Annotated in this window: 12 protein-coding genes; 3 read left to right on the top strand and 9 right to left on the bottom strand. The window is 62.0% G+C overall.

Features of this window, described 5'->3' with window-relative positions; translation table 11 throughout:
* Positions 1-33: 33 nt before the first annotated feature.
* The 6 genes from E8Q41_RS11470 to E8Q41_RS11445 all read right to left on the bottom strand — a co-directional run bounded on the left by E8Q41_RS11470 (position 34) and on the right by E8Q41_RS11445 (position 7035).
* Positions 34-978: an ABC transporter permease gene (locus E8Q41_RS11470; RefSeq protein ID WP_137155673.1), complete on the bottom strand. Its 945-nt coding sequence runs from the start codon at positions 976-978 to the stop codon at positions 34-36.
* Positions 975-2063 carry an ABC transporter permease gene (locus E8Q41_RS11465; protein ID WP_137155672.1) on the bottom strand — a complete coding sequence of 363 codons (1089 nt, stop codon included), beginning with the start codon at positions 2061-2063 and terminating at the stop codon, positions 975-977. Before E8Q41_RS11465 ends, E8Q41_RS11470 begins: the two co-directional genes overlap by 4 nt.
* Positions 2060-3607 carry an ABC transporter ATP-binding protein gene (locus E8Q41_RS11460; RefSeq protein ID WP_137155671.1) on the bottom strand — a complete coding sequence of 516 codons (1548 nt, stop codon included), beginning with the start codon at positions 3605-3607 and terminating at the stop codon, positions 2060-2062. Before E8Q41_RS11460 ends, E8Q41_RS11465 begins: the two co-directional genes overlap by 4 nt.
* Before the next feature lie 67 nt (positions 3608-3674).
* Positions 3675-4721: a BMP family ABC transporter substrate-binding protein gene (locus E8Q41_RS11455; protein ID WP_137155670.1), complete on the bottom strand. Its 1047-nt coding sequence runs from the start codon at positions 4719-4721 to the stop codon at positions 3675-3677.
* Between the two features lie 20 nt (positions 4722-4741).
* Positions 4742-5695, bottom strand: a complete 954-nt coding sequence (locus E8Q41_RS11450) for a nucleoside hydrolase (protein WP_137155669.1) — start codon at positions 5693-5695, stop codon at positions 4742-4744.
* Positions 5692-7035: an amidohydrolase gene (locus tag E8Q41_RS11445; protein WP_137155668.1), complete on the bottom strand. Its 1344-nt coding sequence runs from the start codon at positions 7033-7035 to the stop codon at positions 5692-5694. The genes E8Q41_RS11450 and E8Q41_RS11445 overlap by 4 nt, the downstream gene beginning before the upstream one ends.
* A gap of 230 nt (positions 7036-7265) precedes the next feature.
* Here E8Q41_RS11445 and E8Q41_RS11440 point away from each other — a divergent pair, with 230 nt between their 5' ends.
* Entirely contained in the window at positions 7266-9143 is a 1878-nt protein-coding gene (locus tag E8Q41_RS11440) for an adenine deaminase C-terminal domain-containing protein (protein WP_137155667.1), read from the top strand.
* Positions 9144-9163: 20 nt separating this feature from the next.
* On the top strand, positions 9164-10165 hold the full coding sequence (locus E8Q41_RS11435) for a LacI family DNA-binding transcriptional regulator (RefSeq protein WP_137155666.1): 1002 nt from the start codon (positions 9164-9166) through the stop codon (positions 10163-10165).
* 3 nt (positions 10166-10168) lie between these two features.
* On the opposite strand, the gene E8Q41_RS11430 is transcribed toward E8Q41_RS11435, so the two are convergent.
* The 3 genes from E8Q41_RS11430 to E8Q41_RS11420 form a co-directional block, all read right to left on the bottom strand.
* Positions 10169-10915, bottom strand: a complete 747-nt coding sequence (locus tag E8Q41_RS11430) for a glutamine amidotransferase (protein ID WP_205910387.1) — start codon at positions 10913-10915, stop codon at positions 10169-10171.
* Between the two features lie 19 nt (positions 10916-10934).
* Positions 10935-12797: an adenine deaminase C-terminal domain-containing protein gene (locus E8Q41_RS11425; RefSeq protein ID WP_137155665.1), complete on the bottom strand. Its 1863-nt coding sequence runs from the start codon at positions 12795-12797 to the stop codon at positions 10935-10937.
* A gap of 274 nt (positions 12798-13071) precedes the next feature.
* Positions 13072-13557, bottom strand: coding sequence for a nucleoside deaminase (locus E8Q41_RS11420; RefSeq protein WP_137155664.1), 486 nt, complete (start codon positions 13555-13557; stop codon positions 13072-13074).
* 48 nt (positions 13558-13605) lie between these two features.
* Here E8Q41_RS11420 and E8Q41_RS11415 point away from each other — a divergent pair, with 48 nt between their 5' ends.
* On the top strand, positions 13606-14598 hold the full coding sequence (locus E8Q41_RS11415) for a LysR family transcriptional regulator (RefSeq protein WP_137155663.1): 993 nt from the start codon (positions 13606-13608) through the stop codon (positions 14596-14598).
* Positions 14599-14690 lie beyond the last annotated feature (92 nt).

Here is a 14690-nt window from a genome sequence, read left to right as displayed (position 1 = left end):
GGATCCTCAAGGTTCGATCGTCGACGCGTGGCATTAGGCAGCGCCTCTCAGCTTGCGGGCGCGGAGGGCGCGGAAGCTGAACAGGAACAGAGCGAAGATGGTCACCAGGAACGGGATAGAGACGACCGCCTCCGCCGGTATCCAGTCGAAGATGCCGGGCATGACGATGGACAGGGCTTCGAACACACCGAACAGCAGCGCCGCGAGCATGGCCCCGACCGGGTGCCGTGCGCCGAGAAGCACCGCTCCGAGCGCGATGAAGCCGCGCCCGGCCGTCATGTCGCGCGTGAAGCCGATGTAATTGAACATCGCTAGTTGGGCGCCGCCAAGGCCTGCGAATGCGCCGGAGGCGACCAGCGCCCAGACCCGCACCTTGTCGACGGCGATCCCCGCAGCCTGCGGCGAAGCCGGATATTCACCAACCGCGCGCAACCACAGGCCTTGCGGCATGTGATAGAGAAAGAACCACAATCCCCCCACGGACAGGATCGCGAGCCAGCTCAACAGTGAATGTCCCGACAAAAGCCCGCTCAGGAACGAGCCGATGACGGGGATGGCCGATAAAAACGTGAGGTCGAGGGTCGGTATGGCCTTGGAAGCGAGATTGATCGATGTTCCCTTGTCGCCGCCGGTGGCCAGCGACAGAGCGAAGACTGTGCCGCCGGCCGCCAGGATGTTGATCGCGAAACCGGCAAGGATGATGTCGGCTTTCATTTTCAGGTGGAAGAAGGCAATGACGCCCCCGAAAAGCGAGCCGATCAACACGGCTGCCCCGACCGCCACATACCAGGGCGCATAGACCGAGACGACCACCGCTGTCAGTGCGGCGATCAGCATCATGCCTTCGAGTGCGACGTTCAGCGCGCCGGAGAGATCCGAAATCAGCCCCCCAAGGGTCGCAAACAACAGCGGCGTCGACGCCCGGATGATCGTCACGAAGAAGGCATAGGAAAAGACGGCGGTGAGAAGGTCTGTCATGCCTTGGCTCCTCCGGCCTTTGCCGTCGCCCTGCTTTTGAGGCGCGCCAGCCATGTCTTGCCGCCGAGCGAGAAAGAGGATGCGACGAGAAGGATGATGATCGCCTGGACCACGGAGATCACTTCAGTCGGCACATCGGTGCGGATGCCCATGATCAACGCGCCCTGACGCAAATAGCCGTAAAAAATCGCCACGATCGGCACCGCCAGCGGCCGGGATTTGGCGACGATGGCGATAAGGATGCCTTCAAAGGCGAGATTGCCTTCGAAAAGCACAGTCAGTTTCCCATAGGACTGGCCCTGCACGAACATGGCGCCGAGGAGGCCGCCCAACGCGCCCGACGCCGTCATGGCGGACACCATGATGAAGGTCGCCTTGATGCCGGCATAATCGGCGAAACGGGCATTGTGGCCCACCAGGCGCAGTTTCAGGCCCCAAGTCGTGCGATAAAGCGCAAACCAGGTGGCGGCTGTGGCGACGAGCGCCAGGATGAGGCCGAGATCGACACGGGTCCTGGCGATCAGCGCCGGAAAGACCGAGCCGTCAGGGAAATCGGCCGTCGAAAGAAGCCCGGGTCCTGCCACCAGAGGCCCGCGCGCCAGATAAGTCACGAGATTGATGGCGATATAGTTCAACATGAGCGACGAAACGATTTCGTTGGCGCCGAGCTTGGCCTTGGCGTAGCCGGGAATGAAACCGTACATCGCCCCGCCGATCATGGCGGCGACGACGGCGAGCGGCATGCCCGCCCAAGTCGATCCGACGGGAGACAGGGCGACGAGCGCCGCAAACAGGCCGCCGATATAGACCTGGCCTTGAACGCCCATGGCGAATTGCCGCGCCTGGAAGACCAGACTGAAGGCGAGACCCGTCACCGTCAGTTTGGCGATGTCGTCGACCCAGAGGCCGATGGTGCGTTTCGACGTCAAGGGTCCACTGAGCAGGGTTCCGAACGTCTCGACGGGCGTGGTCGATGTGGCCGCGACGATCAAGAAGGCGATGACAAGCGCGATGCCGAGCGCGGTCAGCGCCCTCAGCGTTTCGCGGACGAGAGTTTTCGATATGGTCGCGTTTCGTCCGGTCATAGCGAGCCCGCCTTGATGTCGGCCGCACTCTGGCGCTCGAGCCCCAGCATGAAACTTCCGAGCATGGTGGATGTCACATCTTCATTGTTGTCGAGCGCTGCAACGATCTCGCCGTGATAGAACACCAGGAAGCGGTCCGACAGCGCCATCAATTCGGACAGATCGGCTGAACTGAGCAGCACGCCGGCGCCATGATCGCGCGCCTCGGTGATGGTTTTCCAGATGAATTGGGTGGCGCCGAGATCGACCCCTCGTGTCGGTTGAGACACCAGAAGCGCCTTGGGCTGATCCAGCAATTCGCGCGCCACCACGACCTTCTGCATATTGCCGCCCGACAATGTGCCGGCGGCGGCGTCGGGGCCTGCGGCCCGGATCGCGAATTTCTCGATCAAAGCGCGGGCGTTTTTGTCGATCGCCTTGAGATTGAGCACACCATGGCGAGAATAGTTGGGATCGTCGAGACGGGTTGCGACCATGTTTTCGCCGAGCGAGGCGCCGACCGCCAGACCCTCTGCGATACGATCCTGAGGGATGTGGGCAAGGCCCGCGGCCCGCCGCGCCTTGATCGACAGGTCGAGGATGTTCTCTTCTTCGATCAGCACCGAGCCGGTCTCGGCAGGGCGGAGGCCTGCGATGGCCTCCATCAATTCCTGTTGGCCGTTGCCCTCGATGCCGACCAGGCCAACGATTTCTCCCGCACGCAGCCGGAAATCGATATTCTTGCAGGCCGGCTTGCCATTCTCCTTGGTCACGGTCACGCCGGCGACTTCCAGAACCGTCTTCTGTTTGGTGGTCACCGCGCGATCGACCTTGAGCGCGACGTCGCGCCCGACGAGCAGGGTGGCCAGTTCCTTTTCGGTCACGTCCTTCGTTTTCACCTGCGCCACTGTTCGGCCCGCCCGCATCACCGTGATGCGGTCTGAAATTTCGAGCACTTCCGGCAGTTTGTGGGCGATGAAGATGACTGTGCGCCCCTGCGCCACCAGCGAGCGGACTGCGGCGAAAAGCTCTTCCACTTCCTGCGGAGCGAGAACGGCCGTCGGCTCGTCCAGGATCAGAATGCGGGCGTCGCGATAAAGCGCCTTCAGAATTTCGACGCGCTGCTGCTGTCCGACGGGGATCGAGCCGACGGGGGGAAGGGGATCGACGGCAAGACGGAATTTCTCAGACAGCGCTCGGACATCCGCAATGGCCCGCTTTCGATCGAAACGAAGGCCGCGCTTGGGTTCGGAGCCCATGACGACATTCTCATAGACCGAAAAGGAGGGCACCAGCGAGAAATGCTGAAACACCATGCCGACGCCCGCAGCGATCGCCGCGTTCGGATTGGGAAACACGACCGGCCTGCCTTCGATCATCAGGCTGCCCCGGTCCGGCTGTTCGATACCGAAGAGGATCTTCATGAGGGTCGATTTGCCGGCGCCGTTTTCGCCGACCACCGCATGCACCTCGCCCGGCAGGATGGTCAGGTCGACATCCTGATTGGCGACGGTTCCGCCCGGATAGGTCTTGTAGATCCCGCGCGCTTCGAGCAAGGCTGTCATGAGTGTGAATTTCCTCGGATGACGAAGACGGCCGGCGCCCGGACTGGGGCGCCGGGTGACCTTCCGGTCACTTCATCGTGGTCTCGACCTTGATTTCGCCGGAGACGATCTTCTTTTCGAGTGCGTCGACTTCACTGCGGACATCGGCGGGCACCAGTTTTTCATAATAGGCGTTCTTGGATATTCCGACCGCGCCGTCCTGGAGGCCGAGAAGCTCCATCGTGCCGTATTTGGCCTTTCCAGCGATGGTTTGTTCCAGCGCCATGTAGAGCGATTGGCCCACCTTCTTCTCGACCGAGGTGAAGATCACATCGGCCTGGGCCGGGTCGGTTGCGGCAAAGATCTCCGCCTGGTCGCTGTCCACGCCGACGCCCAGCTTCTTGGCGTCGCGAACGGCCTGCAGCGCGCCGATGCCTGTGGAGCCGGCGATCGGGAAGATCACGTCCGCTCCCTGACCCAGCTGCGCGAGCGCAAGTTCCTTGCCCTTGGCGGGATCGGAGAAGGTGTTGGCGACGGCGCGCAGGATCTTGACGTCGGGCTTTGCGGCCTTTGCGCCCTGTTCGAAGCCGACAGCGAAATCAGTTACCGTCTTGAAATCCATACCGAGGATTTCACCGAGCGTTCCGGTCGTCGAGACCTTGGCCGCTGCATAGCCCGCGAGATAGCCGGCGGTGGAGGTCAGATACTGGATGCCCAGCACGTTCGAGCAGCAGCCGGTCGAGAAATCTGGAGAATCGTCGAAAACGATGAACTTCTTTTCCGGATAATCCTTGGCCATTTCGGCCACGAAACCGGTCATTTCGAAGGTGCCGGCGATCAGCACGTCATAATCGGAATCCGCAGCATCGGCGAGAGCCGGCTGCCAACGGTCCTTCTGATAGCCCGCTTCGATGATCTTCACCGTCACCGGCAGCTTCTCCTCGGCGAGCTTCATTCCCGCGGCGGCGGAATCGAAGAAGCTCTTGTCGCCGAGCGCGCCGTGCAGGACCAGAGCAACCTTGAGCGGATGGTCCTTGGTGTATTCCTCTGCCTGGGCTGACGCGGCGAGCGAGCCGGAGAAAGCTGCGAAGACGATCGCAGCCGCTGAGGTTTTCAGGAATGTCATGCGTTTCATGTCGTTCTCCTTCTGGGGCTTTATGCCTTTAAACTGGGCGCGATGGATTGCCGATAAAGCGTCGTCAACCGCTCCTTGTCGACGCACTCCACAATCCTCACGCCGGCGGCGCGATCACGGGCGGCGGGATCGATGATGGTCATGCCGCGCGCGGGGCCTCTGGCGAGTTCGACTTCGACCGCCGCCATGAAACTCGATGTGACGGCGTCGGCGTCGATGGCGACGGCGGCGGCAAGCGGGTCGACGAAAAACATCCGGTCGCCGCGGCCTCGCCGCATGGCGTTCGCGCGCAGATGTGTCGCCAGCGCAACGGAAAGTTTTGCGGCGCCGTCGTCTGCCGACGCCGTATGCAGTTCGTCCACCTCATCGCCGGCGAGGAAATGAGCGAGGCAGCTTTCCCAGGGAACAAGCGTGATCGCGAGACCGGACGAGAACACGATCTCCGCCGCCTCCGGATCGGCGTAGATGTTGAATTCCGCAGCGGGCGTCACGTTGCCGCGACCCTCGCGCGTGGCTCCCATGATCGTCACCTGACCGAGGCCGCCGACGATCGCGGGGTCAAGGCGCAAGGCGAGCGCGAGGTTGGTAAGCGGCCCAAGCATCAGAAGGTCGATCCTGTCTCCGGACGCCCCGGCGTCGACAAGATGGCGGCGCAGAAAATCCACGGCGTTTTCGGGAGCCGGCCGGGATTGTCTCGGCGGTCTCGGCGCGCCGCCCAGTCCATCGTCCCCGTGAACGTCCTGAGCATTGACCGGTTGGCCGATCAGGGGGCCGACCGCGCCTTTATGGACCGGAGCGTCGCATCCGACTGTGGCGAGCACTGCGAGGACATTGTCGGTGGCGACATCCAGCGGCACATTGCCGAACACGGTCGTGACCGCGAAGGGCAACCGACCGGCGCCGGCGAGCATCATCAGCGCTTGCGCGTCGTCAACGCCGCCATCGGTATCGACGATGAGACGGGGGGCGCTCATGCTGCGGTCCTCTGCGCGGCGACGCGGCTCCAGAAGGCGTCGTAGGCGGAGCCGTAGGCCGCGCGGATCTCCTTGTAGGATCGTCGCGTCAATCGCCGTTCGGCCACGAGCCTCTCGCCGCCGACCCAGACATCGCACACATCACGACCGCTGCCCGAGTAGACAAGCAATGCCGCGACATCGGGGCAGTCGGAATAACCGGGTGAATCGATATCGATCGAGATGAGATCGGCCGCTTTTCCAACTTCCAGAGAGCCGATCTCATGGTCGAGGCCAAGAGCGCGCGCGCCGTCGATCGTCGCCATGCGGATCAATTCCCGGCTGGAGATCACCTGGGCTACGCCTTCGCGATGACCGGCGAGCAAGCCGGCCGTCCGCATTTCCGCGATCATGTCGTAGGAATTATTGGCGGCGACATTGTCCGTGCCCAGGGTTACGACGACACCGGCTTCTCTCAGAGATTTGACGGGGCATATGCCCTTGCGGCCCGAGCGAAGTGAAGCGCTCGCGCAATGGGCGACGGATGCCTGCGGCGCCCGTGCAAAAACGGCGATGTCATCGTCAGATAGGTCGAGGCAGTGCGCGGCGTGGACGCGTGCGGCGAAAAATCCGTCCCGCTCAAGCGCCGCCGTCGCAGTCAGGCCATAACGCGCCAGCGTCTCCGCATTGTCCTCCGGACCGGCCGCCATATGCAGATGCAGTCCGACGCCATGCCGGAGAGCGACATCGACTTCCACCTTCAGGAGGTCTTCCGAATTGTCGACGAAGGGCGCATGCGGGCCGAGCCACGGAATGATCCGCCCGTCCGCCGAACGCTGGTATTCCAGAAACGCGATCGCTTTTGCGAGTTCGTCGCGTCCCTTCTCGACATCGCCCAATTGGACGATGCCATAGGCGACGACCGCACGCATGCCGGAATTCGCCGCGGCTGCGGCGATCTCATCGGCAAAAAAATACTGGTCGCAGAATGTCGTTGTGCCTGACATCAACATTTCAGCGCAGGAAAGATCGACCGCGGGGGCGACGTCTTCCGGCTTCATCGCCAGTTCTGGCTCGCGAATGGCGTTATACCAGCCGTCCATCGTCAGCAGACTCTGTCCTTCCGCCCGGCCGCGAAACAGGATCATGGCGGCATGCGTGTGCGCATTGACGAGACCCGGCATGACGAGCCGTCCCTGGCAGTCGATCACCTCGTCGAAGAGTCCCGCGTCTGGGCAGGCGCTATGGGGACCAACCCCTGATATCCGGCCATCTCTGATGCTGATCCACCCGCGATCCAGAATTGTGTCTTGAGGATCGACAGTGAGGATGGTCGCGCCGAAAAGCAGGGTGGACGCCATGATGAGATGCCGGTAAACCGATTTACAACACAATTACATCCGTACTAGACTATATGTGAAGCGCCGGAGTCAATCTGCCAAATGGCTTTGTTGCACACAATATTTGCGATCAATTTGAGAGGTTAAAATTTGTGCATGTGCGAATTCATCTGCTTGTCGGGCGGCGGGCGTCCCTTGTCGGCGAAACGCCGCGCCGCCTATGCGGCTGAGCGTCTGCGGAGGGCAGTCGGATGATCGGATCGGACGGCGGTTTTCCAGAAGATCTTTTCATCAACGGCGCCGATGAGGTCCGCATTCGGCGGCGACTGACGCTCACTGCCCTCGGGAAACACCCTGCCGACTGCGTCCTGCGCGTCGGGCGCTTACTGGATGTTCATGGCCGCGAATGGCTGGAAGACCATGAAATCGTGATGAGCGGCCGGCGCATCGCCTATGTTGGCCCCTCCGGTACATGGCGCGGGGAGACTGCCTGCCGCATCGATGAACGCGGCCTGTCGGCGGTTCCTGGCTTTGGCGAAGTCCACAAGCACATAGAAAGCTCCCACCTCACTCCCGAATATGAAGCGGCCATGGTCCTGCCTCACGGCAATACCTGGACCTGCGAAGCGAGCCACGAGTTTTCCAATGTCGACGGCGCCAACAATCTCGAATTCTGGATGACGGCCCGTCGCCACGGCTCTCCGCTGAAGATCTTCCCCCTTCCAGGCTCGGCGACGCCGCCGACGGCCTACGAATGGGGCGGGGGCTATTACGGACATGGCGAACAGTCTGGCTTCATGGCGTCGTCGCTGATGGTGGCGGGACTGGACGAGGTCATGGATTGGCCGTCGGTCTGGAACCCGGACAACCCGTCGCACGATCGGATCTGGGGCATGATACAGGCGACGTTCGAACAGCGCGGCGTCATCGAAGGACATGCGGCCGGCATGCGCGATCCGGTGGAGATCAGCGCTTTCGCCGCCGCGGGCATGGCGTCCGACCACGAGGCCTGGACATCGCAGGAAGTCCTCGACAAATTGCGCCGGGGTCTGTTCATCGAACTCCGACCGCATTCGCTTCCCGAGGTCATCCGGGATCTCATCGGGCGCGGTCAGGCCGATTGGTCGCAATTCGCCTTCTGCACCGATGATCGATCCTGTTCGGATACGCTCCGGCTGGGAGCGACCGACTACAATGTCCGCCTGGCGATCGAGAATGGCCTTGCGCCTGAAATCGCGATCCAGTGCGTGACCATCAATCCGGCGCGTCATATGCGGCTGACGCCCTGGGTGGGATCGATCGCCCCCGGCCGCTGCGCCGACATCGTGCTGCTCGACGATGTTCCCAGCCTTTCAATCCGCAAAGTCTGGGCCGATGGACGCCTTGTTGCCGATGAAGGGGGCTATGTCGGCGAGACGCCCGAAATCGCCTGGCCGACCTGGGCGACGCGCACGGTCCGCATCGAAAGGCGGATGAAGGCCGATGATTTTGCTATCCGCGCAGCGCCGGGCCGAGAAACGATGAACGCTGCGCTCTTGCGGCCTTTTCACTGGCATGACGATTTCATCACCATGGAACTGCCGGTGGAAAACGGGATGGTGCAGCGAGACAGCGCCCGGAACGTCACCAAGTTCGCGATTGTCGATCGCTTCTCCGGCGAAGGCCGAACCGCCAGTATGTTCTGGCTAGGGACGGGGCCTTCCACGCCCGACTGCGCGCTCGCGTGCTCGATGGGGCACGACAAACACAACATCTGGGTTGTCGGCTCTTCGGACGCCGCAATGGCGCAAGCAGTCAACGCCCTGATCGATAATCAGGGCGGCTGGGCGCTGGTGGACCGGGGACGGCTCGCCGCGACGGTGCGTTACGAGGTCGGAGGCCTGATGACGCAGCGTCCGCCTGAAGAGTTGCATACCGAGATGGAAGCGCTCTATCAGGCCGCCAGGGCGATCGACTGGATGTATGAACCGACCTATTCGCCGCGGTGGGGACCCGGCTTTCCCGAAAGGCTCGCCTTCGCCACGCTCACCTGCGCGCCCTGGCGCTGGGTGCTCGTGGCGCCCGGCCCCCTGGCGCCCGAAGGGTTTGTCAATGTCCGCACAGGAGAGACGCATCCCATCGTATGGTGATGGGGTAGGGGAGGAGGACCATGGCGAAGCCGCCGTCACTGCAGGATGTCGCGCGAACCGCCGGTCTGTCGCCGGCGACGGTATCCCGTTATCTCAACGGATCGCTGTCTCTGCCGCCCGAAACCGCTGGGCGCATCGATCATGCGATCGAAACGCTGAACTATCAGCCGAACCCGCATGCCCGCAGCCTGAGCCGGGGGCGTTCGGATACGATCGGGCTGCTTGTTCCCGAGATCGACAATCCCTTCTTCGCCCGGCTCGCTGCGGCGGTTGAACGCGAAGCGAGCGCGGCGGGCCTGTCGTTGATGCTTTACTCGAGCCTCAACCGGAAGGAACGCGAGCTGCATTATCTCGAGCGTCTTCGTCGGAATTTCGTTGATGGATTGATCTTCGCGACCAATCACGTCGATGACGGCGAACTCACGGCGGCCATCGGACGATCCAGCAATGTGGTGTTGGTGGATGAGGACATCGATGGCGTCGACGCTCCCAAGGTGTTTTCCGACAATGTCGCCGGCGGACGGCTGGCGGCCCGCAACATGACGAGCGCCGGCCATCGCAATCTCGCCTTCATCGGCGGGCCCGAAGGCATCATGAGTTCGCGTGAGCGCCTTGCCGGATTTCGTGAGGAGGCCGCGATGGCCGGAGCAGAGGTGACGGTCGCTCTTTTTGGCGCCTATTCGATCCATCATGGCCGCGACGCACTTCGGCAATTGCTCGATTGGCATCCCGATGTGACGGGTGTCTTTGTCGCGAGCGACGAGCTTCTGTTCGGCGCGCTCGAAACCTTGCGTGACCGGAAAATTCCGATGGGCGGCGGCCTCTCTTTGGTGACGTTTGACGACGCCGGGCCGCTGGCCTTTCTTGATCCGCCGGTCACCGCGATCCGGCAGGACGTCGCCGGACTGGCGCGAGAGGCCGTATCGGCCTTGCGCGGCCGGATTGCCGGGATCGAGGACCCTCCGGTCGCGCGGGTGCCGGTCGAACTGGTGGAGCGGAGATCGGTCTCCCCGCTCGTCTGATGCTCACCGGCCGGACAGCCAGCCCGCCAGACTGCTCCAGAAGGCGGCATAATGGTCCCATCCGGTAAACTCCGGGGATCCCCAATGCGGCGAGCAATCCGACGCGAAGGCGGCCGTCCGGCCGCGTCCATGCTGGCCGAGCGTCAGGAATGGATCAGCGCCCACGGTCAGAAGAACCTCCGATCCCTCCTTGGCGATCAGACGCTGATAGCCGAGAAAATGTGGCCAATCGCGCGGCAGATCAGCGGTGACGGGATGGGCGGCGGCGATTGACGGGTTGACGCCTTCAGGGCATTCGACCCGGTCGTCATGGCCGAGCATCCGCACCGGCAGGACATCGGCCAGCACCGTGTTGTGATAGCAGGCATTGCCGCCAAACCCCGAAAAGCTCATGAAGCCGCCGATCATCAACAGGCCGCCGCCCGAAGCGACGTAATCCGCTATGGTCTTCAGCGCACTCGGTCGGCGCTGCGACCTGAGCAGTGTGTCGGGATGCAGAAGAAACGTATCGGCGCCGATATCCGAAAGGATCACGACATCATAGTCGGAAAGGCGCTCTTGGGTGATCGGAAAGCGCTCGGGGACGAGATGGTTGGGCATATAGTCGACCTGATGTCCCGACCGCTCCAGAGCCGAGATCAGCGGTTTTCCGCCTTCCTCATAGGCTCCGGTCGTGTAAAGCGAAAAGCCCTTGAGATGAAGGCCGAGCGAGGTCCAGGATTCTCCCGCGAGCAGGATCTTCAACGCCATTGTTTTTTCCTCCCTTTTTTCACCAGACGATGGGATGTGTTTGTCCCGTCTGGACGTTCACGAAGCCCTGCGGGGCCTTGTCATGTGGCGCGACGAGCACCCAGCGCCAGGGCGCGCAGGTCAGGGTCGCAAAGATCAGATGCTCGGGAAATCCCGGCTTCCAGTTCTTGTTGACCGAAGGTTCGTACATCCAGTTCAATTGCTCTGCGGTCTCGATGAACCGCTGCATATCCGCGTCGAGCGCTTCGGCCGGACGGGCGGTCATCAGACCGCCGATTTCGAACACCACCTCGGCGATGATGTCGCCCTTATGCGCGAGAACCCAGCCTCCGCCATTCTCGGACAGGCGGTTGACGGCAAGCGCCATGGCCGCGTCGGATGAGCCGATCGTCCAGACATTGTGGGAGTCATGCGCCACCGAGCAGGCAAGAGCCGTGTCGGGATCTGCGGGCCCGCAGCCTATCCAGAACATCGAAGCCATGTTCGCTTCGCCCGAGTAGCGATCGATGATCGAGAATTTTGTGATCTTGCGCGACGCGTCCCTTTCGACGGCGCCGTCCTTCACCGGCAGTTCGAAAGTGAGGAACTCCTGGTTCCAGTGGAAGGGCCGAAGAACGGCCGCGTTCATGTGGGTCCGGTCCGGTTCGGCGGCGACCTTGAAATCGTCTTCCGTCAGGGCTCGACCGATATGGATCGTGTCCCTGGCCCAGTCCGGCCAGTCGATCGCGGAAATTTCGCCGCAATAGGCGCCGTTGTCGGCGACAAGCCGGCCGTCGGCGAAGACCTTGGCGATGGACACCCGTTCGACATCGTCGAGCAGGACGATATCGGCATACCGTCCCGGCGTGATCGATCCGACCCAGGCGTCGATGCGCATATGGCGCGCCGGATGCAGGGTCACGCATTGATAGGCGATTTCGGGCTGCACGCCGTGTTCGATCGCGTGACGGATATTGTAGTCGCTCGCGCCCAGCCGCAAAGTGTCGGTGGCGCTGCGGTCGTCCGTGGTGAAGGCGATGTTCGACCAGTCGGTCAAGCCTCCTTCAAGCAGGCCCGGCAGGACTTCCGGATAGTTGAAGGGCCTGATTTCGATGAAAACGCCGCGATTGAGCTTGGCCCAGGCTTCTTCGAGGGTCCAGACTTCGTGATCGGACGTCAGACCCGCCGCGGCATAGGCGCTGGCGTCATGCGGCTCGAACAGCCCCGACCCGTGGCCTTCCACCACGCCCCTGTTTTCGATGGTCGCCCTGATCATGCCCCAAAGCCGGTCGTAGGACGGGTTTTCGGGATTCCAGACTGCGGGCCAATCCATCACTTCGTCGAGGCTGACGACGGAGAGATCGTTCTTGAGGAAAAGGCTTTGCTCCTCATAGCCATAGTAACCACCGGATGTTTCCCATCCGCTCGGCGGAACGGCGGAGCCGGGCTGAATGAAGATCTTGTGACGGCATCCCGCGCGTCGGGCGCGCTGCCAGAATTCCGTATTGCGGCCGCCATTGACATTGGCGAATTCATGACTGGCCTCACAGGTCCATGTATTGCCGCGCGGCAGCACCATCGCCGCCTCGTATTCCGGGGTCAGATGCGAGCTTTCGATATGCTTGTGGACCTCGCCGAAGCCAGGAACAGCGGACAAATCCGGAAATTCGAGCCGCTCCCTGACCTCGCCGCGAAAAGTCCCCGCAGGGCCAACAAACGCGATGCGTCGGTTCTTGATGACAATTTCCTGATCGGTGGCCCATAGCCGCGAATGGACATTGAGCAGGCGTCCCACCCGGATAGCCAAATCGGCAGGTCTCTTGCCGAGCGCGGTGAGCGTGAGATCCTGACGAATGGCGATGTCATCGGCGGCGTTCAGGATAAGGTCTTCAGGAAGCCTCATGGTAAAATCCCCTGCTTTTTGCAGGGCAGCATAAGCCGGCAAACGGCTTTGTAAAGCGGTTTATTAGATCCTTTCTTCAGGCCTGTTGAACACAGATGCAGTTTATTTTGCGGGCTGCACAGGGCCATTCTTTCCGTTGACGATGCCGACGGGTGGAACAGGGATTTGCCAGGAGTTTTGGAAAGCTATCTTCGGAGGAGTTACGAATGGAGAGACCTCGCCGCTGTCTGACATCTCGCATTCCGATGGCGCCGTGATGGAATCGAAATCGCCTTCAACCCCACACATTCTTGTGCAAGTCTTTGGCTTCGTCGATCAACATCGGGCCTATCACCTCGACGCGCCGCTGTCCCGCCGCGAACACCACCTGGCAGGGTAGATCCAGTGTCGGATTTTCCGGATGGTTGCCGGTGATGTCTTTCAACTGGCTTTCGCTCAATCCGTAGACGACGCGACCAATTCCGGCCCAATAGGCGGCGCCCGCGCACATGGCGCAGGGTTCGGCCGAGGTGTACATGGTGCAATCGCGCAGAAACGCCGGCGAATAGCTTTGCGAGGCCCGGGTCATCAACACGCGTTCGGCATGCCCCGTCATGTCGCGGGTCGGCTGATAGGCGTTTTCCTGCTCCATTAGCACCGTGCCGTCGGGTCCCACCAGGATCGCGCCGAAGGGGTGATTGCCGCATTCCAGCGCCCGCCGCGCCACCTGAAAGCTCCGCCGGAGAAAATGCTCGTGGTCGAGTGCCGGTGATGCCGTCATTGCGCTGCCCCTTATGATTGCGTCGCAAGGTGCGCGATGAAAAAATGAATGACAAGCGTCGATTTTCGATTCTATCGTTCGAAAAAACGCAACGCTGGCCATGATGAAATGCAACTGATCTCCGCCTCAGCCGTCCTTCTCGACGCCGTCGCGCGCGCCGGCTCTTTCCGTCGCGCGGCCGAAAAACTCAACATGTCGGCCTCCGCCATCAACCGGCAGATCCTCAACCTGGAAGAGGATGTCGGACTGCCCCTGCTCGAGCGATTGCCGCGTGGGGTGAGGCCGACTGCGGCAGGCGAGCGGTTGCTCGCCGATATCCGGCGATGGCGTCGCGAGCAGGAGATTGCGGCCGGCCAGTTGCGCGATCTCAAGGGGCAGCGACGCGGCTCGATCTCGATCGGTGCGATGGAATGTTTCGCCGCGGCCTTCCTGCCCGACGCGATCAAGGCGCTGCAGACGGAAATGCCGCTTGTCGAAACCGACGTGGTCATCGGCGGCGGCGATGATCTCCTGCGCCGCCTCACGGCGAAAGAGATCGACATGGCGCTGATTTTCAACCCGCCGACCCGGCTTCAGGCCGATGTCGTCTATAGTCTCAAGGCGAGGCCCGGGCTGGTGATGGCGGCCAACCATCCGCTGGCGACAAGTCGCGCTCCCCGGCTGGCCGACTGCCTGCGTCACGGCTTCATCCTCCCCGACCGCTCGATCGGCATCCGCAAATTCATTGAAATCGCCTTTCAGGAGGCGCATGTCGATCTGGCGGCAGCGGTGACCACCAATTCGATCACGCTGATGAAATCGATGCTGCGGATTGGCCAGAGCGTCGCGATACTCTCCATTTTCGATGTCCATTCCGAGGTGGCCCGCGGTGAGCTCGCATTTCTGCCAATCGAAGACCGGAAGCTCGAAGAGGAGACTTTGGTGATCGCCGTCCCCTCCAATCGTCGTTCACCGCCGGCCGCGCAGGCGATGATCGACATTATCAAGGCGGCGCTCCAGTCGATCCAACTGGCGCGCCCGCCGATGGACACAATTCGCTAGCGTTGCAAAAATTCGTACGCTTCATGCGGAAAACACTTCTTGTGCAGTCGTGAAGCTGGTGGAAGTCTGACGCCTGTCCATAAGGCGAACCG

It is taken from the genome of Rhizobium sp. FKL33, from assembly GCF_005222915.1.
In the GTDB taxonomy this organism is placed as follows: domain Bacteria; phylum Pseudomonadota; class Alphaproteobacteria; order Rhizobiales; family Rhizobiaceae; genus Rhizobium_E.
Note: the sequence above shows the minus strand (reverse complement) of the source record. Positions and strands in the feature narration are given on the sequence as shown.